The following is a 23,924-nucleotide window of genomic DNA, read 5'->3' on the forward strand; positions in this document are numbered from 1 at the left end:
TTCAGCCTCCGGCGATGACGCCGCGGGCGTGCTCCCGGGCCCACTTCTCCGCGGCCAGCACGTCCTCGACGCAGGTGGGTGCGCCGAGGTCCGGCGCGTCGTCGAGGGTACGCGCGACGAGGTCGACGATGCCCCGGAACGGCAGCCGACCCACCAGGAAGGCGGCGACCGCCTCCTCGTTGGCGGCGTTGTAGAGCGCCGGCACCACGCCCCCCGCCTCACCGGCGGAGCGGGCCAGCGACACGGCGGGGAACGCCGCGTCGTCCAGCGGGGCGAACTCCCAGCTGCTCGCCGTCGACCAGTCCAGCGCCGGCTGCACGTGCGGCAGGCGGTCGGGCCAGGCCAGGGCCAGCGCGATGGGCAGCCGCATGTCCGGCAGGCTGGCCTGGGCGAGGGTCGCGCCGTCGGCGAAGGTCACCATCGAGTGCACGATCGACTGCGGGTGCACGACCACGTCGATGTCGGCGAAGGGGACGTCGAACAGCAGGTGCGCCTCGATGAGCTCCAGGCCCTTGTTGACCAGGGTCGCCGAGTTGATCGTCACGACCGGGCCCATGTCCCAGGTCGGGTGGGCCAGCGCCTGCTCGACGGTGACGTCGGCCAGCTCGGCGGCGCTGCGGCCGCGGAACGGCCCGCCGCTGGCGGTGAGCACCAGCCGGGCCACCTCGCCGCGCGCGCCGCCGCGGAGGCACTGGGCCAGCGCCGAGTGCTCGGAGTCGACCGGCACCAGCTGCCCGGGTGCGGCTGCGGCGGTGACCAGCGCCCCGCCGGCCACGAGCGACTCCTTGTTGGCCAGCGCGACGGTGCGGCCGGCCCGCAGCGCCGACAGCGTGGGCCGCAGCCCGATCGAGCCGGTGATGCCGTTGAGGACGACGTCGGCCGGGCGGGCGGCGAGCTCCTCGGCCGCCCGCGGTCCGGCGAGGATCTCCGGCAGCGCGAACTCGCCCCTCGACCAGCCGCGCTTGGACGCCGCGGCGTAGAAGGCCAGCTGGAGGTCCTGGGCGGCGGTCGCCCGCGCGACGGCGACGGTGCGGACGCCGAGGGACAGCGCCTGCTCGGCCAGCCGGGCGACGTCCCCACCGCCGGCGGCCAGGCCGGTGATCCGCAGCCGGTCGGGGTTCTGCTCGGCCACCGCGATCGCCTGCCGGCCGATCGACCCGGTGGAGCCCAGCACCGTCACCTCGCGCACGCCGTCCACGGGCGCATCCTCCCCGACGCGCCGCCCTCCCTCGGCGGGTGCCGCCGACAGGGTGCTGGCAGGATGGTGGCGTGAGCGAGCAGACCCACCGCGAGCGGATCTCCGTGGACCACCCCGCGACCGGGCGGGTCAACCAGCCGGGGCGCGAGGAGGGCGTCGTCCGGGCCGGGGCTCCGCCCGTCGAGCACGAGCGCCCCGAGGACTGGGGCTGGCACGGCGAGACCGGCAGGTGGGGCCGCGTGGGCGCGGTCGTCGCGACGCTGTTCATGCTCGCGTACCTCGTCGGCAACCACGAGGGCCGGATCGAGGACATCTGGGTGGTCTCCATCGCCGCCCTGATGGTCCTGATCCTGCTGCTCGACTGGCGGCGCCGCCGCAACGCCTGGCGCGCCAAGTAGCGCTCGGACCTCGAGAGGCCCGTCCCCTGCTGGGGGGCGGGCCTCTCGCCGTCGCGGGGCCGGCGGGGTCGCCACGGGCCGTGGTGACCGCCGCACCAGGAGGACGTCGCGGACCGACCGGGACCGGATGTCACGTGTTGCCTCCACGCCCTGGTAGCCGGCCCCAGGTGTGACGGATGCGCCACCGGAGACTCCTGGATCGACGTCGGCAAGTTCTACCGACAAACCGTCAAGAGTTGGTGACTCTCAGCTACAGCTCGGGCGGCTTCCAGTCGATAGACAGGTCGAGAGAAGTCCGGAGCGCCCGGACTCCTGACCGAGCGGAGAGCCCCCGATGTTCCGCACCACCACCCGCACCGCCCTGGTGACCGGGCTGACCCTCAGCACGGCCGCCGCCGTCGTCGGCCTCGGCGCCGGCATCGCCTCCGCGGAGACCACGGAGCTCCCGGCTCCGGTCCTGTCGCCGACCACCGTCGTCGCCGGGCAGGAGTCGAAGCTCGTCCTGTCCGGATCCGGGTGCGCCGAGGCCCCGGGGGGCGTCGAGGCCGGCGCCTACGCCTACTTCGAGGTCGGCGAGGACGTCGAGGGCAACGGCATGCAGACCTTCGACGACGGGACCTGGGAGTTCGACCTGACCGTCTGGGACGCGGTGCCCCCCGGCAAGTACGCCGTCCAGGCGGTGTGCGACCTCTACACGCACGAGGTCGACTACCCGCTGGTGTACGTGACCGTCGTCGCCCCGGAGACCGCCGCCCCGGCGCCCGTGACCACGACCCCCTCCGCGCCCACGACCACGGCGCCCGAGGTCAAGCCGACCGGGACCGTTCGGGGCACGCAGGCCAACACCCCGGGTGTCGCCAGCCCGGACACGGGCTCGGCCACCGGTGACAGCGCGGCCCCGGGCCGCAAGGTCGTCAAGGTCCTCACCGGCTTCAAGCCCGGCGAGGTCGTCACCGTGACCCTGCACTCGACCCCGCAGACCGTCGGCAGCGCCACCGCCGACGCCAACGGCACCGTGACCGTCGAGTTCACCGTCCCGGCCGGCACCCCGACCGGCGAGCACACCCTGGTCTACGAGGGCAACATGGGCACCTACTTCCAGGAGTCCTTCTCCGTGACCGCGGCCGCGGCCACCTCGAACGCGTCGTCCTCGAGCCTGGCCTACACCGGCGCCGACGTCGCCCTCCCGCTGGGCCTGGGCGTGGGTGCCCTGGCGCTCGGTGGCGGCCTGGTGTTCGCCGCCCGCCGCCGGTCCGCGGAGGGCTCGCAGGCCTGAACGTGACCGCACCGCACGACCCCGACGCCGGCCAGGGCTCCCCTGGCCGGCGTCGGCCGTTTCCGGCACGGCGGTGGTGGACGCGCGCCGTCCTTGCCGTCCTCGTCCTGCTGCTGGTCGCGGCCGGCGTCGACGTGGCGCTGCTCGCCGGCCGCGTCGACGAGGTGGAGGTGGACCTCGCTGCCGACGACTCCGAAGGCCGCACCTGGGTGCTCGTGGGCCTGGACTCGCGGGAGCAGCTGCCGGCCGGCGCCGACCCCGCCGACTTCGGCAGCGCCGCGGACGTCCCCGGCGCCCGGGCCGACGTGGTGGTCGTCGTCCACCAGACCGACGCCGGGACCACGGTGCTGTCGGTCCCGCGCGACCTCGTCGTCCTCTCCGGCCGCACCGGCGAGCGCCTGGCCCTCACCTGGCTGGACGGTCCGGAGGCCACCGTCGACGTGCTCTGCGGCCTCGGGATCCCCACCGACCACCTGGTCACCGTCGACCTGGCCGGCTTCGCCGCCGTGGTCGACGCCGCCGGCGGCGTGGACGTCGACGTCCCCGAGCCGGTGCGCGACGAGCCGGCCGGCCTGCTGCTGACCCGCGCCGGCCGGCAGCACGTGGACGGCGCCACCGCGCTGGCCCTCGTCCGCTCCCGGCACCCCGAGCACCTGGTGGTCGGCGCGTGGGTGCCCGCGCCGGTCGACCCGGACGGGCGCGCCGACACCGCCGGAGTCGTCCTCGCCGCGCTGACCGACCGGGTGCACGCGGCCTGGTCGCGGCCGGCGCGGCTGCAGGCCCTCGCCTGGGCCGTCTCCGACGCGGTCGCCGTCGACCCGGGGACCTCCCCGACCGACCTGCTCGCGCTGGCCCGCGCCGACCTCGGCCCGGTGACCGTCCTGCCGGCCGGGGAGCCGTTCGGCGGGACGCTGGCGCGTCCCCCCACGGCCGACACCACGGCCGCCGTCGCCGCGGCCGGGATGTCCTGCGGCGGCTGACGGACGTCAGGAGACGCCGACGCCGATCGCCAGCCCGATCGCGTAGGTGACCCCGGCCGCGACCGCGCCGAAGAGCAGCTGCCGCAGGGCGGCGTACCACCAGGGCCGGGGGGTGAAGCGCGACGACAGCGCGCCCGCCGTGGCCAGGCCCACCGCCCCGCACACCAGGGCGGCGGCGAGGACGGAGAAGCCGAGCAGGTAGGGCAGCAGCGGGATCACCGCGCCGGTGCCGAAGGTGAGGAACGAGGAGACCGCCGCCGTCCACGGTGAGGGCTTGTCGGCCGGGTTGAGCCCCAGCTCGGCGACGACGTGCAGCCGCAGCGCCGTGTCGGGGTCGCGGTGCAGCTGGACGGCGACCTGCTGGGCGAGGTCGCCGTCCACGCCCCGCACCCGGAGCATCTGCACCAGCTCGGCGAGCTCGCCGCGCGGGTTGCGCTCGAGCTCGCGGCGCTCCTTCTCGACCTCGAGGTCGAGCTGCTCGTTCTGCGTGCGCACCGAGGTGTACTCCCCCAGCGCCATGGAGATCGCCCCCGCCACCAGGCTGGCCACGCCGGAGAGCACGATCGTCCGGGACGAGGCCCCGCCGCCGCCCACGCCGGCCACCAGGGCCGTGTTGGTCACCAGCCCGTCCATCGCGCCGAAGACCGCGGCGCGCAGCCAGCCGCCGGAGACGTCGGCGTGGCTGTGCTCGTGCGCCTCGGCCTGCGGGGCCTCGGCACTCACGCGTCGGCCTCGGCACCCAGTTCCACGGGCGGCTCGAGGGACGGCTGCGGCAGGGCCACGGTCGGGACGCCGTCCACCCGGTCGGCCGCGGCGAGCTGACCGCACGCGCCGTCGATGTCCTGGCCGCGGGTGTCGCGGACCGTCGTCGGCACGCCGTGCGCCCGCAGCCGCGCGACGAACTCGCGCTGCGCGGGCAGCGGGCTGGCGTCCCAGCGGCTGCCCGGCGTCGGGTTCAGCGGGATGAGGTTGACGTGCGCCCGCCGGTCGGCGAGCAGCCGGCCGAGCAGGTCGGCGCGCTCGGGCTGGTCGTTCACGTCGCGGATGAGGGCGTACTCCACCGAGTACCGGCGGCCGGTGCGCGCGGCGTAGGCGTCGGCGGCGTCGACGACCTCGTCGACCTTCCAGCGCGTGTTGATCGGCACCAGGGTGTCGCGCAGCTCGTCGTCGGGCGCGTGCAGGCTCACCGCGAGGGTGGCGTGCAGCCCCTCCTCGGTCAGCCGCCGGATCGCCGGGACGACGCCGACGGTGGACACCGTGATCGAGCGCTGGGACAGCCCCAGCCCGTGCGGCGCGGGCGTCACCAGGGCGTCGAGGGTCTTGCGGACGCGCGCGTAGTTCGCCAGCGGCTCCCCCATGCCCATGAAGACGACGTTGGACAGCCGGCCGGGCCCGCCGGGGACCTCGCCGTTCGCCATCGCCGCGGCCGCGGCGACCGCCTGGCCGATGATCTCCGCGGCCGAGAGGTTGCGGGTCAGCCCGTTCTGGCCGGTGGCGCAGAAGGGGCAGGCCATGCCGCAGCCGGCCTGGCTGGAGATGCAGACGGTGGCCCGGTCCGGGTAGCGCATGAGCACGCTCTCGACCAGGGCGCCGTCGTGCAGCCGCCACAGCGTCTTGCGGGTGCGGCCGCCGTCGGCGCTCAGCGTCCGCACCGGCGTGAGCAGGCCGGGCAGCAGCGCGCCGGTGAGCTCCTCGCGCACCGCGGCCGGCAGGTCGGTCATCTGCGCCGGGTCGGTCACGCCCCGGTAGAAGTGCCGGGCGAGCTGGTCGGCCCGGAAGGCCGGCTGGCCCAGCTCGGTGACCGCGGCGCGGGCCTCCTCGCGGGTGAGGTCGGCGAGGTGGCGTGGCGGCTTGCCCCGGCGGGGGGCCTCGAACACGAGGGGGAGGGCAGTCATGGCTCCCCCATGGTCCCACCCCGTGGCCCCCGTCGGGCCGGCCCGCGGGGGAGATCACGTTCCCGGGCCGGGCACCTCCGGCGGGAGCGGGAGCTCGGTGGGCCCGGGCACGTCGGACGGCGTCGAGGTGTCACCCCCGGGGACGCCCGACTCCCCCGACTCCCCCGGCCCCTCGGTGCCCTCCCCCGATCCCTCCGGGTCCGTCGAGGACGGCGACTCGGGTGTGGTCGGGGACTCCGGACCGCTGGTCCCGTCGCCGTCCGTCCCGTCGCCCTCCGTCCCGTCGCCCTCCGTGCCGTCGCTCTCGGTCACGTCGTCCGAGGTGTCGTCCGTCGTCTCGTCGGGGCCGGTCCGGTCCGTCGGCTCCACGACCGAGGTGGGGTCCGATGCGGACTCGGGGCCCTCGGGCTCCGAGGGGGCGCCGCCGGTGTGGGCCGGGCCGGTCGTCCCGGGAACGGCGACCGGCACGACCGGTGCCGGGGTCCTGGCGGGGCGCGGGGGCGCCGCGACCGCGATCCGCGGCCGTGCCCCGGTGGCGTCAGCGGAGCGCGGGGGTGCGGGAGCGGCAGGCACCGGCGGCGCGGGCGGCGGCGGTGCCACCGTCGTCGCGGGCGGGGTCGCCGGCGCGGGGGCCGGCGTCGGTCGAGGGGTGGCGCGGCCGGACACCGCCGGTGCGGAGGTGGTCGGCGTGGCGGCGTCCGCGGCCGGGACCGGGGTGTCGGGCCGGGGTGCCAGCAGCGTCGCCGCGGCGACCGCCCCGGCGACGAGCAGCCCGGCCACCACCGAGAGGGCGCGTCGACGCGACGGGGCGCGGGCGCCGACGACGACGCGGACGGGTGCGGGCTGCAGGAGCGCGACGGTCGCCTCGGGGGCCTCGAGGGCCTCGGCCGGCCCGGCGGTCGCCTCGGCCGGCCCGGCGGTCGCGGTGACGGGTCCGGCCGACCCGTCGTCGGGGTCCGCGGTCGGGAGGTCGTCGACGGGAACCGCCGCCGGTGCGAGGTCCGGCTCGGGGACGGGCTGGTCCTCCGCGCCCGGCGCCTCCTCGACGTCCTCGACGTCCCCGACGTCCTCCTGGTCCTCCGTGTCGAGCGCGCCCTCGGCGTCCGGCCGGTCCTCCTGGTCCGGTTCGCGCACGGGGTCGGGCGTGGGGTCGACGTCCACGGTCGGGTCGGTGTCCGCCTCCCCGCTGTCGGGCTCGGGGTCCGGCTCCCCGGCGTCCGGCTCGGGAGCGGCGTCCTCGACGGGCGCCCCGCCCGTCTCGTCGCCCAGCCACTCGGGCAGCCAGGCGTCGTCCCAGTCGGTCGGCTCGGGCGTCCCGTCGGGAGCGCCGGGATCGGCCGGGACCGGCAGCTGGTCGTCGTCCGGATGACTGGAGCCCATGTCCTCCCCTGCCTCGCCGGGTGCGGTGCCGTCTCCCTGTCATCGGCAGCCGCGACCCGGGACGGCACCTGGCGCGCCGTGGGCTCGGCAGGTGAGCCGCGCCACGTCCTGCCACGCTGGCCGGCATGAGCCGGCTCGCCGACGTGGACCTGACCCTGCAGCTGTCCAAGAGGGAGGAGAAGGAGCAGCTCAAGGCCGTGCAGAAGCGGCTGGTGCACCTGCGTCTGCTCCTGGGCGGGCAGATCGGGCCGGGCGAGATCGGGCCGCCGCTGCTGGTGCTGTTCGAGGGCTGGGACGCCTCGGGCAAGGGTGGCGCGATCAAGCGCCTGGTCGAGCGGCTCGACCCACGGCACGTCCGGGTCGCCCAGTTCGCCGCCCCCACGCACGACGAGAAGCGGCACCACTTCCTGTGGCGCTTCTGGCCGGTCCTGCCCGGCTGGGGCGGGATGGCCGTGCTCGACCGCACCTGGTACGGGCGGGTGCTCGTGGAGCGGGTCGAGGGCTTCGCGACCGAGGAGGCCTGGCGCCGTGCCTACGGCGAGATCGTCGACCTGGAGTCGACCCTCGCCGCCGAGGGCACCGTGGTCGTCAAGTTCTGGCTGCACCTCTCACCCGAGGAGCAGCTGCGCCGTTTCGAGTCCCGCCGCGGCGACCCCTACCGCGCGTGGAAACTCACCGACGAGGACTGGCGCAACCGCGAGAAGCGCCCGGCCTACGAGGCGGCGGTCGAGGAGATGCTGGAGCGGACCGACACCCCGGCGGGCCCCTGGCACGTGATCGCCGCGGAGGACAAGCGGTGGGCGCGGGTGGCGGTGGTCCGCACGGTCTGCGAGGCCGTGGAGGCGGCCCTGACCGCCCGGGGCATCGACCCGGACCCCCCGCTCACGTGAGACCCGACCGGGCGTGCTGCCGGATCCAGGCGTGCATCGCGATGCCCGCCGCCACGCCGGCGTTGATCGACCGCGTGGAGCCGAACTGGGCGATGGAGACGGTCGTCGAGGCGGCCGCGCGGGCCTCCGGTGTCAGCCCCGGCCCCTCCTGGCCGAAGAGCAGCACGCACCGCTCCGGCAGGTCGGCGGTCTCCAGCGGGACCGCGCCCGGTCCGGTGTCGACGGCGACCAGTGGCAGCTCCTCCCGCGCCGCGTGGGCGGCCAGCGCGCCGACGTCCGGGTGGTGGCGCAGGTGCTGGTAGCGGTCGGTGACCATCGCCCCTCGGCGGTTCCAGCGACGGCGGCCCACGATGTGCACCTCGGCGGCCAGGAACGCGTTGGCCGTCCGCACCACCGTCCCGATGTTGAGGTCGTGGCCGAAGTTCTCGATCGCGACGTGGAACGGGTGCCGGCGGGCGTCGAGGTCGGCGACGACCGCCTCCACCGTCCAGTAGCGGTAGCGGTCGGCGACGTTGCGCCGGTCGCCGTGCGCGAGCAGCTCGGGGTCGTAGCGCGGGTCCGCGGGCCACGGCCCGGGCCAGGGGCCGACGCCCACCGTCGTCCCCCACTCCGTCGGGCCAGCCTCGCCGTCCACGCGGCCGATCGTCTCCCACGCACCGGACGGCCGTGCGCCCCGGGGCAGGATCGGCGGACGTGACCGACGGCGTCCTGGTCCACCTCACCGACCCGGCGGCCTGGCGAGCGGCGCTGGACACCGGGGCGCTGCGCCCGCCGTCCCTGGCGGGTGAGGGCTTCGTGCACCTCTCCACGCCGGAGCAGGTGCACCTGCCGGCCGGGCGGCTGTTCCCCGGACGGCGGGACCTCGTGCTGCTCGTCGTCGACCCCGCGCGGCTGACCGGCCCGGTGCGCTGGGCCCCCGGCGTGCCCGGCGACCCGCCCGGCGTGCGCTTCCCGCACCTGCACGGTCCGCTGCAGACCAGCGCCGTCGTCGCCGTGGTCCCGTACCGGCCGCCCGCCGAGCCGGTGCTCCCCCGGCCGGACGACGCGCTCGGCCGCGCGCGGGCGCTGTGGCTGTCGGTGCGGACCCGGCGGGCCGCCGAGGTGCGCGACGTCCCCGGTGGGGTGGCGGTGCTGGACCCGCGCTTCCCGCACTCCTGGGACGACAACCGGCTGGTCCTGTCGCACCCGGTCGATGCCGGCACGGTGGCGGCCAGCGTGGCGGCGGTGGCCGCCGACGCAGGGTGGCCGCACCTCGCCGCCACGCTGGCCTGGTCGGGTGCGGACGACGTGGCGCGCGAGCTCACCGGCCACGGGTGGCGGGCCGAGGAACTGGTGGTGATGGCCCGCCCGGCCACGCCGCCGCTCCCGGGACGCCGCGCGGAGGCCGTCGACCAGCGCGAGGTGCACGACCTCTGGGAGCGCTCCTGGCGGCGCGACCTGCCGACCTCGGAGGCCGACCTGGACGAGGTGGTGGCCCAGCTCATCGGCCGGGAGCACCGCAACGACCGGGTGGTCGCCGTCACCGACCTCGCCGTCCGGGAGGAGGGGCGGGTCGTCTCGGCCGGCCAGCTGCGCGTCGACGGGGCCACCGCCGCCTTCGAGTCGATGAACACCGACCCCGCGGCCCGCGGCCGCGGGCACGGCGACGCCGTCCTGGGGGCCGCGCTGGACCTCGCCCTCGAGCGCGGCTGCGACCTCGTGGTGCTGGAGGCCGACGCCACTGACTGGCCCCGGCACTGGTACGCCCGCCGCGGCTTCGCCGTCGTGGGGACGACGTGGGAGGTCTCGGCTCAGGCCGGGGCGACCACCGAGAGCAGCAGGTAGGCGACGGCGGCCGAGGGCAGCAGCGAGTCCAGCCGGTCCATGATGCCGCCGTGGCCGGGCAGCAGGTGGCCCATGTCCTTGATCCCGAGGTCGCGCTTGATCAACGACTCCCCCAGGTCGCCGGCGGTCGCGCTGACGGCCAGGGCGACGCCGAACAGCACCCCGCCCCACCACGGCCCACCGAGGGCGAGGGTGACGATCGGGGTGGCGATCAGCACGCAGGCGACGATCGAGCCGGCCATCCCCTCCCACGACTTCTTGGGGCTGACCGACGGCGCCATCGGGTGCTTGCCGAAGAGCACGCCCGCGGCGAAGCCACCGACGTCGTTGCCGACGACGGTGGCGATGAAGGCCAGCACGCGGGCCGCGCCGTCGTCCGGGACCAGCAGCAGGACGGCGAACCCGGCGAGCAGCGGGACGTACAGCGCCACCAGGACGCCGGCCGAGGCGTCGCGCAGGTAGCCGTCGGGCCCGTCACCCAGCCGCCACAGCAGGACGGCGAGGACGGTGAGCAGGAACGCCACCACGAGCCCGGAGGCCCCGCGGGTCCAGGCCAGCACGATCATCGCGACCGCGCCGACGAGCAGGGGCACGAGCGGGGCGCGCACGTTCCCGGCCTGCAGCGCCCGGGTCAGCTCGACGACGCCGGTGAGGATCGCCGCACCCAGCACGAGCAGGAACGCCGGCCGGTAGACCAGCAGCGAGACCAGGATGACCGCGCCCAGCCCGAGGCCGACGCCGATGGCCGCGACCATGTCCCGACCGGCGCGGCCGGGCTTCTTCGCCGGTGTCGGGACCAGGTCGGGGCCGACGGACTCGGTCGTCGACGTGGGCGGCTCGGTCTGCGTCGTCCCCGGCTCACGCCCGGACGGCCCGGCGGTCGCCGGCTCCGGCACGGCCAGCGGGGCCGTCCGCAGCTCGGTGACCGCCCGCGGCGGCGGCGGGGGCGGGGCCGGGCGCCGGCCGACGATCGGGATCGGCCCGGTGTCGGGGTCGGGGGTCATGGCAGGAGGGCCGGAGGGTTCAGACCTCGAGGAGCTCGGACTCCTTGTGCTTGACCGCCTCGTCGATGCCGTGCACGTGCTTGGCGGTCAGGTCGTCGAGCTCCTTCTCGGCGCGGCGCACGTCGTCCTCGCCGGCCTCGCCGTCCTTGGCGATGCGGTCGAGCTCCTCCTTGGCCCGGCGGCGCACGTTGCGGATGGCGACCTTGGCGTCCTCGCCCTTGGCGCGCGCCTGCTTGACCAGGTCGCGGCGGCGCTCCTCGGTCAGCTGGGGGAACACCACGCGGATGATCTGGCCGTCGTTGGTCGGGTTGACGCCGAGGTCGCTGTCGCGGATGGCCTTCTCGATGGCCGACAGCTGGCTGGTGTCGTAGGGCTTGATCACCGCCATCCGGGCCTCGGGCACGGTGATCGACGACATCTGCGGCACCGGCGTCGGCGCACCGTAGTAGTCGACCAGGACCTTGTTGAACATCGACGGGGCGGCGCGCCCGGTGCGCACCGAGCCGAGGTCCTCGCGCGCGACCGACAGGGCCTTGTCCATCCGCTCCTCGGCGTCGAGCAGGGTGTCGTCGATCACGGGTCTCTCCTCCTGGTGCGGCGGAGCACTCCGCCGCGGGTGCGGGTCTGCGGGCTGGCGGCAGCGGCGCTCAGGCCGGGTCGCTGATCAGCGTCCCGATCCTCTCACCTGCCACGGCACGGGCGATGTTGCCGTCGCGCAGCAGGTTGAACACGACGATCGGCATGCTGTTGTCCATGCACAGGCTGATGGCCGTCGCGTCGGCGACCTTGAGTTGCTTGGCGAGCACGGTGCCGTAGTCGAGGTCCTCGTACATGACGGCGTCCGGGTTGGTGCGGGGGTCGTCGTCGTAGACGCCGTCCACCCCGTTCTTGGCCATGAGCAGCACCTGGCAGCCGATCTCGAGGGCGCGCTGCGCGGCCACCGTGTCGGTCGAGAAGTACGGCATGCCGGCGCCGGCGCCGAAGATGACCAGCCGGCCCTTCTCCAGGTGCCGCACCGCCTTGCGCGGGATGTAGGGCTCGGCCACCTGCCCCATCTCGATCGCCGTCTGCACCCGGGTCTGCAGGCCGACCTGCTCGCAGAAGGCCTGCAGGGCCAGGCAGTTCATGACCGTGCCGAGCATGCCCATGTAGTCGGCGTGCCGGCGGTCCATGCCGGCCTGGGACAGCTCGGCCCCGCGGAAGAAGTTGCCGCCGCCGACCACCACGGCGACCTGCGTGCCGCCGTGGACGACATCGGCCAGCTGGGTCGCGATGCTCTGCACGATGTCGGAGTCGACGCCCACCTTGCCGCCGCCGAAGGCCTCTCCGGACAGCTTGAGCAGGACCCGCTTGTAACCCGCGCCGTCAGCGGGCTGGAACGCGGTGGGGGCGGACATGGGCGCGGTGGTGCTCGGCGCGGCGGTGTCGGTCAACGGGTTCTTCCCTCGCTCGGCGTCGTTCCCCTGATCCTGCCGCACGGGGCGTGCGGCAGCTCGCGGGCGGGGGGTCTCCCGCACCGGTGCCCGGACACGCCACCGGCCCCGTCCCTGGTGGGACGGGGCCGGCGACGTGGTGGAACGGCCATCCTTCACGGACCCGCGCCGAGCGTGCGGGGCGCGGGAGGAAGGGTGGTCCTCTCAGGCCTGGCCGACCTCGAAGCGGGCGAACCGCTCCACGGTCAGGCCGGCCTCGTCGACGATCTGCTTGACCGTGCGCTTGGGCTCGGTGATCGACGGCTGCTCGAGGAGGACGAAGTCCTTGTAGTAGGCGTTGACCCGACCCTCGACGATCTTGGTGATCGCCTGCTCGGGCTTGCCCTCCTCCTTGGCCGTCTGCTCGGCGACCCGGCGCTCGGTCTCGACCGCCTCGGCTGGGACCTCGTCGCGGGAGAGGTAGCGCGGGCGGGCCGCGGCGATGTGCATCGCCAGGCTGCGCGCGGCCTCCTCGCTGCCGCCGCTGTACTGCACCGCGACACCGATCGCCGGGGGCAGGTCGGTGGCCCGCTTGTGCAGGTAGGTGGCCGTCTGGCCGTCGAAGACCACGAACCGGCTGAGCACCAGCTTCTCGCCGATGCGGGCCGACTCGCCCTCGACCAGGGCGGCGACGGTCTGGCCGTCGACCTCGGTGGCCAGCAGCGCGTCGACGTCGGCCGGCTTCTGCGCCAGGACGACGTCGAGCAGGCGCTCGGCCAGCGTGACGAAGTCCGCGTTCTTGGCGACGAAGTCGGTCTCGCAGTCGAGCTCGAGCAGCGCGCCGTCCTTGCTGACGACGACGCCGTTGGTCGTCGAGCGCTCCAGGCGCTTGCCGACGTCCTTGGCGCCCTTGATGCGCAGCAGCTCGACGGCCTTGTCGTAGTCGCCCTCGGCCTCGGTGAGCGCCTTCTTGCAGTCCATCATGCCGGCGCCGGTGGCGTCGCGGAGACGCTTGACGTCGGCCGCGGTGAAGTCAGCCATGCCTCTTCCTCTGGATGTCAGGTGTGGCCTCCGGCCCCGTCCCGAGGCTCACCCCGAGCGTGCGAGGGGTGAGGAGGACGGGGTCCTTCGACCTCGTTCAGCCGTTCTGGGCGCCCTGGGTGCCGGTGTCCGTGCCGCCGGTGGCGGGCACGCCCTCGACCGGGGCGATCTCGTTCGCGGTCACGGCCGGGGGCTCGGCGGGGGTCTCCGGCAGCGGGGAGGCCGTCGCGTCGGCGGCGGCGTCGCCCTGCTGGCCGGTGAGCAGCTCGCGCTCCCAGTCGGCCAGCGGCTCGTCGCCGCCGATGGCCTGCTGGCCGCCGTCCTCGCGGCCGGCGTTGGCCTGCGAGGCCGAGCGGGCCATGAGGCCCTCGGCCACGGCGTCGGCGATCACGCGGGTCAGCAGCGCGGCGCTGCGGATGGCGTCGTCGTTGCCCGGGATCTTGTAGTCGACCTCGTCCGGGTCGCAGTTGGTGTCGAGGATCGCGACGACCGGGATGTTGAGCTTGCGGGCCTCGCCGACGGCGATGTGCTCCTTCTTGGTGTCCACGATCCAGACGGCGCTGGGCACCTTCTGCATGTCGCGGATACCGCCGAGGCTGCGCTCCAGCTTGGCCTTCTCGCGGGTGAGGCCCAGCTGCTCCTTCTTGGACAGGCCGGCCATCATGCCGGTCTGCTCCATGTCCTCGAGCTCCTTGAGCCGCTGCAGCCGCTTGTGGACCGTCGAGAAGTTGGTGAGCATGCCGCCCAGCCAGCGCTGGTTGACGTAGGGCATGCCGACGCGCTGCGCCTGCTCGGCGATGACCTCCTGCGCCTGGCGCTTGGTACCGACGAACAGGATCGTGCCGCCGTGCGCGACCGTCTGCTTGACGAACTCGTAGGCGTTGTCGATGTACCCGAGCGTCTGCTGCAGGTCGATGATGTAGATGCCGTTGCGCTCGGTGAAGATGAAGCGCTTCATCTTCGGGTTCCAGCGACGGGTCTGGTGCCCGAAGTGGACGCCGCTGTCGAGCAGCTGCTTCATGCTGACGACTGCCATGGCCGCAGCCTCTCTGTGCTCTGCGCGCGACCACGCGGGGCCGCGCTCCTCGGTTGTCGCGGGCGCCGGGTGGCGCTCCGCCCTGGCGTCCGGGCCGCCACGACCCCGCGAACGGGGACCGGGGTGGCGACCGTCCCGCTGCTGCCAGCGGGGCGAAGGACGCGCGAAGTCGACCCGCCAGAGACGGGTCGCGACACTCAGCATACGCCCCGTGGCCGGCAGCCCTCCCCAGCGGCCGGGGCCGTCCACAGACCGCGGCGGTGCGGCCCGTCCGGCGTCCTGCGGGCACACGCTCCCCGGGTGCGCCGACCGGTCCTCGCCGTCCTGCTCCTGGTCCCGCTGCTGCTGCCCGCCGGAGGGGCCGTCGCCGCACCCGGGGTGCCGGGCGACGTCCCGGCCGGCCCCTGGGCGCGGCCCGTGGAGGGGGCGGTGACCCGCCCGTTCGACCCGCCGCCGGACCGGTACGGGGCCGGGCACCGCGGTGCGGACCTGGCCGGGGCGCCGGGGTCACCCGTCCTGGCCGCCGGGGACGGCGTCGTCGTCTTCGCCGGGATGGTGGCCGGGCGACCGGTGGTCAGCGTCGACCACGCCGATGGCCTGCGGACGACGTACGAGCCGGTCGACGCCGTGGTGGGCGCCGGGCGGCCGGTCGCCCGCGGCACGGTGCTCGGGACGCTGACCGGCGGCCACGCCGGCTGCCCGGTCGCGGCCTGTCTGCACTGGGGGCTGCGGCGCGGGGAGGTCTACCTCGACCCGCTGTCGCTGCTGGAGCCGCCGGAGGTGCGGCTGCTGCCGATGGGGTGACCTCCGACCCCGTCGCCGCGCCGTCCGGCGGGGTGGTCGCGGCTCGGGGCGGTGGGTCAGGCGATGTCGGCGAGCTTGGTGCGCAGCTGCAGCACCGCCTTGGTGTGCAGCTGGCAGATGCGGCTCTCGGTGACGCCGAGGACGCGGCCGATGTCGGCCAGGGTCAGGCCCTCGAAGTAGTAGAGGCTGACGACGACCTTCTCCCGCTCGGGCAGCTGCTCGACCGCGCGGGCCAGCAGCTGCCGGGCCTCGCTGTGCTCGGCCATCGCCTGCGGATCGAGGGCGCTGGTGTCCTGCAGCGTGTCGACCAGGCGGGGCGCGCCGCCCTCGTCGTCGGAGAGCAGCTCGTCGAGCGCGACGACGTTGACCAGGGAGAGCTGGCCGAGGAACTTGCGGACATCCTCGACGTCCATCCCCATCTCGGCGGCCACCTCCTCCTCGCTGGGGCTGCGCTGCAGCCGGCTCTCCAGCGCTGCCACGGTGCGCTCGAACTGCCGGGCCTTCATCCGCACCGACCGCGGGATCCAGTCGGTGCTGCGCAGCTCGTCGATGATCGCGCCGCGGATGCGGGCCATCGCGTAGCTCTCGAACTTGACCTCACGCGAGGGCTGGTAGCGGGTGATGGCGTCGATGAGGCCGAAGGTGCCGTAGGACACCAGGTCGGCCTGCTCCACGTGCGCCGGCAGGCCGCTGCCGACGCGGCCGGCGACGTACTTCACCAGCGGCGCGTAGTGCAGGATCAGCCGGTCGCGCAGCTCGGGCGCCCGGTCGGCGACGTAGGCGGCCCACAGGTCGGCCAGCACGGCGTCGGCGTCGTCCGGGGTGTCGTGGAGCCGGTCGATGGCGGCCTCGGTCACGGTCTGCGCTCCCGGCTGTCGGAGGCCTCTGGCGGAGGACCTCGGGGTGGGCTCGGTGGTGGTGCGCGATCCGATGGCGCGCAGGGCAACTGTGTCAGACACAGGCGGCAGTCCTCTCAGGCGCGCGGGTGCGCTCGGGCGTGGACGGCACGGAGCCGGTCGACGGTCACGTGCGTGTAGAGCTGGGTGGTCGCGAGGCTGGCGTGGCCGAGCAGCTCCTGCACGAGCCGCAGGTCCGCGCCGCCCTCGAGCACGTGCGTGGCCACCGAGTGCCGCAACCCGTGCGGGCCGATGTCGGGAGCGCCGGGAGCGGCGGTCACCGCCGCGTGCACGGTGCGACGCGCCTCGCGCTGGTCGAGCCGGCCGCCGCGTAGGCCGAGCAGCAGCGCCGGTCCGGAGCGCTCGGTCGCCAGAGCAGGGCGGCCGCGGGTGAGCCAGGCGTCCAGCGCCCGCTCGGCGGGGGCACCGTAGGGAACGGTGCGCTCCTTGCGCCCCTTGCCCAGCACCCGCAGCAGGCGGCGATCGCGGTCGACGTCGTCGACGTCCAGACCGACCAGCTCGCTCACCCGGATGCCGCTGGCGTAGAGCAGCTCGAGGACGACGGCGTCGCGCAGGCCGACCGGGTCCTCCGCCCCGGCGGCCGAGTCCACCACGGCCCGCGCCTGGTCGGGGGCGAGCACCTCGGGCAGGGTGCGGTGGGCCTTGGGGCTGACCAGCCGCAGGCCCACGTCCTCGGAGGTGAGGCCGCTGCGTCGCAGCCAGCGGGTGAAGGAACGAGCGGCCGCCGCCCGCCGGGCGATGGTGGCGCGCCCGGCACCACGGGCGCGGTTGTGCGCCAGCCAGCTGCGCAGCGTGGGCAGGTCCAGGTCCTCGATGCGCGTGCCACCGCGCCGCACCAGGTGGTCGAGCAACCAGACCGCGTCGCCGACGTAGCCGCGGAGCGTGTGCGCGGACAGGTCGCGCTGCCAGCGCAGGTGCTCCTCGTAGTCGGCCAGCACCTCCGCCAGCGCCGGCGGCAGCGCGGCCCGCGCGTCGGCGGTGCGGGCAGTCACCCCGAAACGGTCGGCCGGGCGCGGCCGGGGGTCAAGCCGAAGCGCCGACGCCGCGCGAGCTCATGCGGTCTGCTCCCCTGCCGTCACCCCCCGTCCCTCCCCGGCGCGCGCTCCCCGGGCCAGCCGCCACCCGGCGTCGGTCGCCTCGACGAGGTCGGCGAGCTCGAGCACGGGCAGCACCCGCAGCACGTCGAGGACGTCGCAGCCGGCCACCCGGGCCAGCCGCTCCGGGCTGACGCCGTTGCGGACCGGACAGGCGTCGAGCACGCGGACGGCGAGGTCGGACAACCCGTCCCGGGGACCGGTGGCGCGCTCTGGCGGGGCGGCGAGGTCCTCCCCCAGCCGGCCGACGGTCTCCACCACGTGCGCGGCGTCGGCGACCAGGACCGCACCCAGCTCGGGATCGCGCAGCAGCTCGTGGCAGCCCACGCTCATGGCCGAGGTGACCGGGCCGGGCACGACCATCACCTGCCGACCCAGCTTCTGCGCCCGCCGCGCGGTCGCCTGCGCACCGGACCGGGCCGCCGCCTCCACGACCACGGTGCCCTGGGTCAGCGCCGCGATGAGCCGGTTGCGGACGAGGAAGCGGTGCTTGAGAGGAGCGGCCCCGGGTGGCCACTCGCTGACCAGGAGCCCGGACTCGGTGATGCGGTGGAACAGCGCCCCGTGCGCGGCCGGGTAGGCGCGGTCGACGCCGCAGGCCAGGACCGCGACCGTCGGGACGTCCGCGGCCAGGGCACCCCGGTGGGCGGCCGCGTCGATGCCGAAGGCCCCGCCGGACACCACCGTCCAGCCCCGCTCACCCAGCTGGTGGCCCAGCTCGCCGGCGACGTGCTCGCCGTACGCGGTCGACGCCCGGGCACCGACGATCGCCACCGACCGGTCGGCGAGCTCGTCGAGCCGGGCCGGGCCGCGGACCCACAGCGCGAGCGGCGGCACCGGGGCGGTGGCCCGCGAGGACTGGTGCCGCGGGTCGTCGGGCTCCTCGCCGGTGGCCAGCGTGAGGCAGTGCAGCAGGTGCGCGGGCCACTCGTCGTCCTCGGGGACGACCAGCCGCGCGTCGCAGCGCTCGGCCCGCAGCAGGTCCGCCAGCGAGGCGTCCTGGCCGGCGCGGGCACCGACCAGCGCCCGGACGACGTCCGGCGCCCGGCCGGACCGCAGCCGGCGGACCGCCTCCACCGGGCCGACGTCGTCGACGAAACGCCAGAACGCGACGCTGCCGGGTTCGGCCGCGCGGCTCAGCCAGGCCCGCGCCCGCCGCACCGCGGGCCCGGCGAGCCCGTCGGACGCCGCCTCGGACAGCCCCTGCTCCATGTCCTCGTCGAGGGTCGGCAGGGCGCTCATGTCGCCGCCCGCTGCAGCCGCAGACCGAGGGCCTCGGCCACCTCGTCGGCACCCGGGACGGTGCGACCGGCCAGGTCGCTCAACGTCCAGGCCACCCGCAGCACCCGGTCGTAGCCGCGCACCGACAGCGCCCCGCGCTCCAGCGCCCGCTCGACCAGGCGCAGCGCCGGCCGCGGCGGGGACCACCGCTCGCGCAGCAGCCGGCCCGGCACCTGGCTGTTGACGTGCAGGCCCGTGCCGGACAGCCGCGCCGCCGCGGCCGCCCGGGCCCGGGCGACGCGGCCGGCGACGGCGGCGGTCGGCTCGGGCGCCGTCCCGGCCTCCAGCCAGGCGGCCCGGGTGACCGCCGGGAGGTCGACCCGCAGGTCGATCCGGTCGAGCAGCGGCCCCGAGAGGCGGGCCTGGTAGCGCCGCCGCTCCAGCGGGCTGCAGGTGCAGGCGGCGTCGCCGGCGGCACTGGCGCACGGGCACGGGTTGGCCGCGAGCACCAGCTGCGCGCGGCACGGGAAGGTGGCCGCGCCGCTGGCGCGGGAGATGGTCACCGAGCCGCGCTCGAGCGGCTGGCGCAGCGTGTCGAGGACCGCCCGCGGGAACTCCGGCGCCTCGTCGTGGGAACGATAGGTCCCCCGCCGCTTGCCCCGAACGTGGGCCGGGATGAGGAGCGTCTTGCGGGGTGGACGGCACCGGCGCTCACACAGCGCCGGGCGGCGCGGTGTGTACTTCTCCGCCGCGGTCTGCCTCTTCTACGTTGTGGTGGCGCTGGTCCCCGTTGCGGGGCGCTGGTCGCTGCGGCGCGGCTGGGTCTCGACCTGGCCGGGGGGAGGTCGTGATGGCGGGATTGGTGCTGGAGCCTGTCGAGGTCGCCGGTCCTGCGCGGTGGCGGTGGCTGCTGCGCACCGAGGACGGTGAGCCGCTGGCCTCCCACGTGGTGACCGTGCCGGAGGGCGACTTCGAATACGGCGGGTTCACCGACCTGTACCGGTGGCTGCGCTGGCAGGCCGATCCGGACCGGCGGGTGGTCTCGGAGGCGGAGCTGACCGCGCGGGTGGGCGGCTGGATCGGCCAGCATCTGCTCGGGGCGGAGGTGATGGCCGCGCTGCTGGACTGGGCGCCGGTCACCGTGCGGGTGCCGGTCCCGGCGGAGTTGGGGTTCCTGCCGTACCGGCCGTGGGAACTTGCCGCTCGGCAGGGTCAGGTGCTGGCCCGCAGGAGGGTGGGGTTCGTCTTCGACCTGCCCGAGACCCGTCGGCGGCCGGGCCCCGCCCTGTCGGCGCGGGAGGCGCTGCGGGTGCTGGCGTTGTTCAGCCTGCCCAGCGGGGAGGCACCGCTGGGGCTGCGCCGCGAGCGGCACGCCTTACAGCAGCTGGTCCGGGGGCTCGGGCAGGGGCAGTCCCCGCGGGCGGTGCAGCTGCGGGTCCTGCAGTACGGCGTCACCCGCGACGCTCTCGAGAAGGCGGTCGGCGACGCCGGCGGCTGGGACGTGCTGCACGTCTCCGGGCACGGCGGTGCCGGAAAGCTGGTGCTCGAGCACGAGGACGGCACCCCGGACGAGCTCGGCCCCGGGGAGCTCGTCGACCTGCTGGAGCCGATGCGCCACCGGCTGCGGCTGGCGGTGCTCTCGGCGTGCGAATCCGGCGCGGCCACCGCCGCCGAGACGCTGCGCCTGCTCGACCTGGCCCAGCAGGTCGAGCAACTGCAGCAGCAGGCCAATCAGGAGGCCGGCCTATCCCCCGCCGACGGCACGCCGGTCGACACCCCCCCGGCTCCTCCCGCCAGCGGAAACGGCGCCGCACCGGCGGAGGGCTGGCCGGGGCTGGGGCGGGCGCTGGTGGCGGAGCTGGGGTGCGCGGTACTGGCCATGCGCTACCCGGTCATCGACGACTTCACCATCGACCTGACCCGTCACTTCTACTGCGAGTTGCTCGAACGCGACCAGCCCGTGGACGTCGCGCTGGCCCGGGCGCTGCCACAGGCCGCGACCACACCGCCGTCGCTGGGCGCGCCGGCGGTGTCGCTGGCCACCCCGGCCCTGCTCGGTCCCGCCACCGGCCTGATGCTGCAGCCCCCGCCCGGGACGGCGGCGCCGATCAGCCTGGCGCTGGCCGGCTTCCCCGACGAACCCGAGCGGTTCGTCGGCCGCACCGAAACGCTCACCCGGGCCCGCCGCGCTCTGCTGGCGGGGTCCGGCCAATCGGGGGTGCTGCTGCACGGCATGGCCGGGGCGGGCAAGACCACCGCCGCGGTCGAGCTGGCCTACCAGAGCGCCGCCGGCTTCACGGCCGCCGCCTGGTGGACCGCCCCGGCGGCCGACCAGTGGACCACCGCATTGCCCGGCCTCGCCACCGCACTGGAAGCCCGGCTCAACCCGAACCTCGCCGGCTACGGCCTCAGCGTGCAGCTGGTCGGTAACACCGAAACCGACGCCCTCCTCGACAACTACCTGCCCGTGCTGACCGAGCTGGTCGAGCAGGCCCGGCTGCTGCTGGTGCTGGACAACCTGGAGACCCTGCTCACCGACCGTGGTGACTGGCTTGACCCGCGCTTCGGCCGGGTGCTGGCCGCGCTCACCGGGCATGCCGGCGCCTCCCGGGTGGTGCTGACCAGCCGCACCATCCCCGCCGGGCTCGACCCGGGGCGGGTGGTGGTGCTGCCGGTGCACGCCCTGTCGAGGGACGAGGCGCTGCTGCTGGCCCGCGAACTACCGCACCTGCGGGCGCTGGCGCACGACAGCGAACCGGCCACCCGCACCAGCGACCCCTGGATCGGCCGGGACCGGGCGCTGCTGGCCCGCACCCTCACCGTCGTGCAGGGCCATCCGAAGCTGCTGGAGCTGGCCGACGCCACCGCCGCCGACCCCACCGCCCTCGAGGAGCGGGTCGCCGCCGCCGAGGCCGCCGCCGCTTCCCGCGGCACCCCGCTGGCCGCCTTCCTCGCCACCGGGCACACCCAGGCCGACCCCGACCAGCTGCTCGCCGCCCTGCAGGGCTGGACCCGCGCAGCCGCCGGCGCGCTGCCCGAGCCGTCCCGGCTGCTGCTGCAGCTGCTGGCCGCAGCCGAACCCGACGACCGCAGCAGCCTGGTGCTCGAGGGCAACTGGGCCGACCTGTGGCGGCGCCTGGCCCGCCCCGGCGACCCGCCCCCCTGGCCCGACACCCTTCCCCCGCTGGTCGCCGCCGCGCTGGTCGAGCCCGAACCGGCCGGGGACCCCGAGGGCCCGGACCGGCGGGTGCGCTACCGGCTGCACCCGGGCGTCGCCGACACCATCCGCGCCGACACCCCGGCCGAGGTGCGCACCGCCGCCGACACCGAGCTTGCCGCCTACTGGGAGGCGGTGTTCGATGCCGCCCGGGAGCGGGAGGGACACGAGGCGACCGGCTGGCTGGTGGTGCGCGCCGCGTTCGCCGCCGCCCCCTACCTGCGCCGCCTCCACGCATGGGACACCGCCAGCATCCTGCTCGAGCACGCCTTGCGGCGTGACCACTCCCCGGGCACGACCGCCGCCGCCCTGCCCCACCTGCAGGCGATCGCCGAGGCCACCACCGGAACCGACCGCGAACTCATCGACCGCGGCATTCTTGCCCAGGCCGTCGCCGGCATTGACCCCGCCGAGGGCGAACGCCGGATGCGCGCCGTCCTCGACCAGGCCACCGCCCGCGGAGAACACCAAAACGCGTCCGCGGCCGCCGGCGATCTGGCCAACCTGCTTCAGGGCCGCGGCCGCTACGCCGAGGCCCTCGCGGTCGTCGACCGGATGGCGGAGCTGGACCGGCTCGCGGGGCTCGGCCCGTGGACCCAGCTCCAAAACGCCGGCCGGCGGCTGCAGCTCCTCGGGATCATCGGCGACCCGCAGCCGGTCCTCGACGAGGTCCAGCAGCTGCGCGAGCGCATGCACCAGCTGCCCGACCAACCCGGCGACAACGAGGCCGTCAACCCGTGGAACGTCCGGGAGCTCATCCTCGACACCGGCCGCCATGCCGCCCGGGACCTGAGCCGCTGGCAGGAGGCCCTCGACCTCAACGCCGAGCAGCTCGACAGCAAGCGGCGCCGCGGCGCCGGCCAATACGAGCTGGCCCACAGCGGGTTCAACGACTACTGGCCGCTGCTGCAGCTCGGCCGGCTGGAGGAGGCCGACCGGCTGCTGCGCGCCTGCCAGGACCAGTTCGAACAGGCCGACGACACCCGGACGCTCGGCAACGTCCTGTCAGCGCGCGCCGACCTCGCCGACCGGCAGGGACACGGCCAGGAAGCCATCCGTCTCGAAGAGATCGCCCTGCGCTACGGCTACGCCGCCGGCGACACCAACGGCATCGCGGTCAGCCACCACAACCTCGCCAACTACCGGCAGCGCGCCGGCACCGCCCCCGCCGTGTGGCTGGCCCACCGGCTCGCCGCCACCCTCCTGCGCCACCTCACCGGCCACAGCCGCCTGCAGAACACCCTGCGCACCCTCGCCCGGGAGCTCGCCGACCCCGCCACCGCAGCGACCCTCCCGCGCACCGTCGGCCACGTCAGGGCCGCCGTGGAGCGGGTCGAGGGGGTCCGCCTCGGCGCCCTCCTCGACGCACTGCAGCCGGACCCCGGCCGGCAGCAGGCCGCGCTGGAGGAGATCATCCACACTGCCCGCACCCTCCCCGCCGACCAGGCCGTCGACATCCAGCCGCACCTGGACCGGTGGGAGCCGGTGCTGGCCGCCATCCTCGCCGCCACCGGCGGCGATCAGACCGCCCGGCAGGAGGTGACCGGGTTCCTCGACGGCCTCCCCGACGATTCCGACTGGGCGGCGCTGGCCGGGGTGCTGCGCCGCATCCTGGCCGGCGAGCGCGACCCCGCGGCTCTGCTGCCTGGCCTGGACGCGGTGGACACCGCGATCGTCATCCGGCTGCTCGACGCCCTCGCCGGCCGCGTCCAACTTCAGCCACCCGACGCGGAGCCCGCGCCCAGCTCCGAGGACCCGGTCGACCAGTGGGAGCCCGTGCTGGCCGCGATCGTCGCCGCCACCGCCGGCGACCAGCCCGCGCAGCAGGAGGTGACCGAGTTCCTCGACAACCTTCCCGACGACTCCGACTGGGCGGCGCTGGCCGGGGTGCTGCGCCGCATCCTGGCCGGCGAGCGCGACCCCCAGACTCTGCTGCCCGGCCTGGACGCGGTGGACACAACCATCGTCACCCGGTTGCTGGATTCCCTGGCCCGCCCCAGCGAGGTCAGTTCCGACACGGATGTCGCAGATACCGAAGACCAACCGCGGCCGCAGCCCGTCAACGAGGGGGACGACGCCTCGCCGGACGTGCAGGGTCCCGTGCGGGGCCATCCCGGTCCCCGGTTGCCATAGGGGTGTTGGTGAACTCGCGCGCCTCGTCGTGGGAACGGTAGGTCCCCCGGCTGAACCCGGTGCCGCAATGCGGAGTTCTTCTGCCGCAGGTCTACGGCGCCAGCGCCCGGACAGCACCGAGGCGCGATGCGTACTTCTGTGCCGCAGTCTGCCTCTACGTTGTGGTGGCGCTGGTCGCCGCGGCGCGGCCGGGTCTCGACCCGG

21 protein-coding genes are annotated in these 23,924 nt (G+C 75.5%); 7 read left to right on the plus strand and 14 right to left on the minus strand.

All coding sequences use genetic code 11. The annotated features are described in order from the left end of the window. Position 1 precedes the first annotated feature (1 nt). Positions 2-1,198: a 1-deoxy-D-xylulose-5-phosphate reductoisomerase gene (dxr, locus tag BLS21_RS00140; RefSeq protein ID WP_091212318.1), complete on the minus strand. Its 1,197-nt coding sequence runs from the start codon at positions 1,196-1,198 to the stop codon at positions 2-4. Positions 1,199-1,269: 71 nt separating this feature from the next. On the opposite strand from dxr, the gene BLS21_RS00145 reads away from it, so the two are divergent. The 3 genes from BLS21_RS00145 (at position 1,270) to BLS21_RS00155 (ending at position 3,852) form a co-directional block, all read left to right on the plus strand. Further along, positions 1,270-1,596, plus strand: a complete 327-nt coding sequence (locus tag BLS21_RS00145; RefSeq protein WP_091212320.1) for a DUF2631 domain-containing protein — start codon at positions 1,270-1,272, stop codon at positions 1,594-1,596. 334 nt (positions 1,597-1,930) lie between these two features. Next, positions 1,931-2,872 (plus strand): hypothetical protein, encoded by a 942-nt coding sequence (locus BLS21_RS00150; protein ID WP_091212323.1) that lies wholly within the window; start codon positions 1,931-1,933, stop codon positions 2,870-2,872. Positions 2,873-2,874: 2 nt separating this feature from the next. Next, complete coding sequence (locus tag BLS21_RS00155; protein WP_091212325.1) at positions 2,875-3,852, plus strand: LCP family protein; 978 nt, start codon at positions 2,875-2,877, stop codon at positions 3,850-3,852. A 6-nt stretch (positions 3,853-3,858) separates the two neighbouring features. Here the strand turns inward: BLS21_RS00155 and BLS21_RS00160 are convergent, their stop codons facing one another. The 3 genes from BLS21_RS00160 to BLS21_RS00170 are packed head-to-tail and all read right to left on the minus strand — an operon-like array spanning position 3,859 to position 7,127. After that, positions 3,859-4,575 (minus strand): VIT1/CCC1 transporter family protein, encoded by a 717-nt coding sequence (locus BLS21_RS00160; protein WP_091212328.1) that lies wholly within the window; start codon positions 4,573-4,575, stop codon positions 3,859-3,861. Next, a complete protein-coding gene (rlmN, locus tag BLS21_RS00165) occupies positions 4,572-5,747 on the minus strand; it encodes a dual-specificity RNA methyltransferase RlmN (RefSeq protein ID WP_091212331.1) in 1,176 nt (391 codons plus the stop codon). Before rlmN ends, BLS21_RS00160 begins: the two co-directional genes overlap by 4 nt. A gap of 54 nt (positions 5,748-5,801) precedes the next feature. Beyond that, positions 5,802-7,127 carry a hypothetical protein gene (locus tag BLS21_RS00170; RefSeq protein WP_091212334.1) on the minus strand — a complete coding sequence of 442 codons (1,326 nt, stop codon included), beginning with the start codon at positions 7,125-7,127 and terminating at the stop codon, positions 5,802-5,804. A 125-nt stretch (positions 7,128-7,252) separates the two neighbouring features. On the opposite strand from BLS21_RS00170, the gene BLS21_RS00175 reads away from it, so the two are divergent. Further along, positions 7,253-8,017: a polyphosphate kinase 2 family protein gene (locus BLS21_RS00175; RefSeq protein WP_091212337.1), complete on the plus strand. Its 765-nt coding sequence runs from the start codon at positions 7,253-7,255 to the stop codon at positions 8,015-8,017. Here the strand turns inward: BLS21_RS00175 and BLS21_RS00180 are convergent. Further along, on the minus strand, positions 8,010-8,651 hold the full coding sequence (locus BLS21_RS00180) for a TrmH family RNA methyltransferase (protein WP_091212340.1): 642 nt from the start codon (positions 8,649-8,651) through the stop codon (positions 8,010-8,012). The genes BLS21_RS00175 and BLS21_RS00180 overlap by 8 nt on opposite strands. Positions 8,652-8,710: 59 nt before the next feature. Between BLS21_RS00180 and BLS21_RS00185 the strand changes: the two genes are divergently transcribed. Further along, on the plus strand, positions 8,711-9,841 hold the full coding sequence (locus BLS21_RS00185; protein ID WP_091212343.1) for a GNAT family N-acetyltransferase: 1,131 nt from the start codon (positions 8,711-8,713) through the stop codon (positions 9,839-9,841). Here the strand turns inward: BLS21_RS00185 and BLS21_RS00190 are convergent. The 5 genes from BLS21_RS00190 to rpsB form a co-directional block, all read right to left on the minus strand. After that, positions 9,808-10,845: a phosphatidate cytidylyltransferase gene (locus tag BLS21_RS00190; protein WP_175479342.1), complete on the minus strand. Its 1,038-nt coding sequence runs from the start codon at positions 10,843-10,845 to the stop codon at positions 9,808-9,810. The genes BLS21_RS00185 and BLS21_RS00190 overlap by 34 nt on opposite strands. Before the next feature lie 19 nt (positions 10,846-10,864). Continuing rightward, positions 10,865-11,422 carry a ribosome recycling factor gene (frr, locus tag BLS21_RS00195; protein ID WP_091212346.1) on the minus strand — a complete coding sequence of 186 codons (558 nt, stop codon included), beginning with the start codon at positions 11,420-11,422 and terminating at the stop codon, positions 10,865-10,867. A 70-nt stretch (positions 11,423-11,492) separates the two neighbouring features. Further along, positions 11,493-12,242: a UMP kinase gene (pyrH, locus tag BLS21_RS00200; protein WP_091213638.1), complete on the minus strand. Its 750-nt coding sequence runs from the start codon at positions 12,240-12,242 to the stop codon at positions 11,493-11,495. Positions 12,243-12,482: 240 nt separating this feature from the next. Then, positions 12,483-13,298: a translation elongation factor Ts gene (gene tsf, locus BLS21_RS00205; RefSeq protein ID WP_091212348.1), complete on the minus strand. Its 816-nt coding sequence runs from the start codon at positions 13,296-13,298 to the stop codon at positions 12,483-12,485. Between the two features lie 97 nt (positions 13,299-13,395). Beyond that, complete coding sequence (gene rpsB / locus BLS21_RS00210; protein WP_091212351.1) at positions 13,396-14,334, minus strand: 30S ribosomal protein S2; 939 nt, start codon at positions 14,332-14,334, stop codon at positions 13,396-13,398. A gap of 300 nt (positions 14,335-14,634) precedes the next feature. Here rpsB and BLS21_RS00215 point away from each other — a divergent pair, with 300 nt between their 5' ends. After that, positions 14,635-15,138: a murein hydrolase activator EnvC family protein gene (locus BLS21_RS00215; RefSeq protein ID WP_245699828.1), complete on the plus strand. Its 504-nt coding sequence runs from the start codon at positions 14,635-14,637 to the stop codon at positions 15,136-15,138. A gap of 56 nt (positions 15,139-15,194) precedes the next feature. Here BLS21_RS00215 and whiG read toward each other — a convergent pair whose 3' ends face one another. The 4 genes from whiG to BLS21_RS00235 form a co-directional block, all read right to left on the minus strand. Further along, positions 15,195-15,995, minus strand: a complete 801-nt coding sequence (whiG, locus tag BLS21_RS00220) for an RNA polymerase sigma factor WhiG (protein ID WP_091212354.1) — start codon at positions 15,993-15,995, stop codon at positions 15,195-15,197. A 116-nt stretch (positions 15,996-16,111) separates the two neighbouring features. Next, positions 16,112-17,047, minus strand: coding sequence for a tyrosine-type recombinase/integrase (locus tag BLS21_RS00225; RefSeq protein ID WP_091212357.1), 936 nt, complete (start codon positions 17,045-17,047; stop codon positions 16,112-16,114). Positions 17,048-17,107: 60 nt separating this feature from the next. Then, complete coding sequence (dprA, locus tag BLS21_RS00230; RefSeq protein ID WP_217635927.1) at positions 17,108-18,391, minus strand: DNA-processing protein DprA; 1,284 nt, start codon at positions 18,389-18,391, stop codon at positions 17,108-17,110. Continuing rightward, positions 18,388-19,089, minus strand: a complete 702-nt coding sequence (locus tag BLS21_RS00235) for an ATP-binding protein (protein ID WP_342705399.1) — start codon at positions 19,087-19,089, stop codon at positions 18,388-18,390. Before BLS21_RS00235 ends, dprA begins: the two co-directional genes overlap by 4 nt. A 131-nt stretch (positions 19,090-19,220) precedes the next feature. On the opposite strand from BLS21_RS00235, the gene BLS21_RS26110 reads away from it, so the two are divergent. Then, positions 19,221-23,720, plus strand: coding sequence for an AAA family ATPase (locus BLS21_RS26110; RefSeq protein ID WP_091212361.1), 4,500 nt, complete (start codon positions 19,221-19,223; stop codon positions 23,718-23,720). The last annotated feature ends 204 nt before the right edge of the window (positions 23,721-23,924 follow it).

The organism is Geodermatophilus siccatus (genome assembly GCF_900103785.1).
Taxonomy (GTDB): Bacteria; Actinomycetota; Actinomycetes; order Mycobacteriales; family Geodermatophilaceae; genus Geodermatophilus; species Geodermatophilus siccatus.

What these genes read in the sequence shown, in the direction of transcription:
- BLS21_RS00150 (WP_091212323.1), top strand. Translation starts at nt 1,931, where the DNA reads ATGTTCCGCACCACCACCCGCACCGCCCTGGTGACCGGGCTGACCCTC.
- rlmN (WP_091212331.1), bottom strand. Translation starts at nt 5,747, where the DNA reads ATGACTGCCCTCCCCCTCGTGTTCGAGGCCCCCCGCCGGGGCAAGCCG.
- BLS21_RS00170 (WP_091212334.1), bottom strand. Translation starts at nt 7,127, where the DNA reads ATGGGCTCCAGTCATCCGGACGACGACCAGCTGCCGGTCCCGGCCGAT.
- BLS21_RS00175 (WP_091212337.1), top strand. Translation starts at nt 7,253, where the DNA reads ATGAGCCGGCTCGCCGACGTGGACCTGACCCTGCAGCTGTCCAAGAGG.
- BLS21_RS00190 (WP_175479342.1), bottom strand. Translation starts at nt 10,845, where the DNA reads ATGACCCCCGACCCCGACACCGGGCCGATCCCGATCGTCGGCCGGCGC.
- pyrH (WP_091213638.1), bottom strand. Translation starts at nt 12,242, where the DNA reads ATGTCCGCCCCCACCGCGTTCCAGCCCGCTGACGGCGCGGGTTACAAG.
- tsf (WP_091212348.1), bottom strand. Translation starts at nt 13,298, where the DNA reads ATGGCTGACTTCACCGCGGCCGACGTCAAGCGTCTCCGCGACGCCACC.
- rpsB (WP_091212351.1), bottom strand. Translation starts at nt 14,334, where the DNA reads ATGGCAGTCGTCAGCATGAAGCAGCTGCTCGACAGCGGCGTCCACTTC.
- dprA (WP_217635927.1), bottom strand. Translation starts at nt 18,391, where the DNA reads ATGAGCGCCCTGCCGACCCTCGACGAGGACATGGAGCAGGGGCTGTCC.
- BLS21_RS26110 (WP_091212361.1), top strand. Translation starts at nt 19,221, where the DNA reads ATGGCGGGATTGGTGCTGGAGCCTGTCGAGGTCGCCGGTCCTGCGCGG.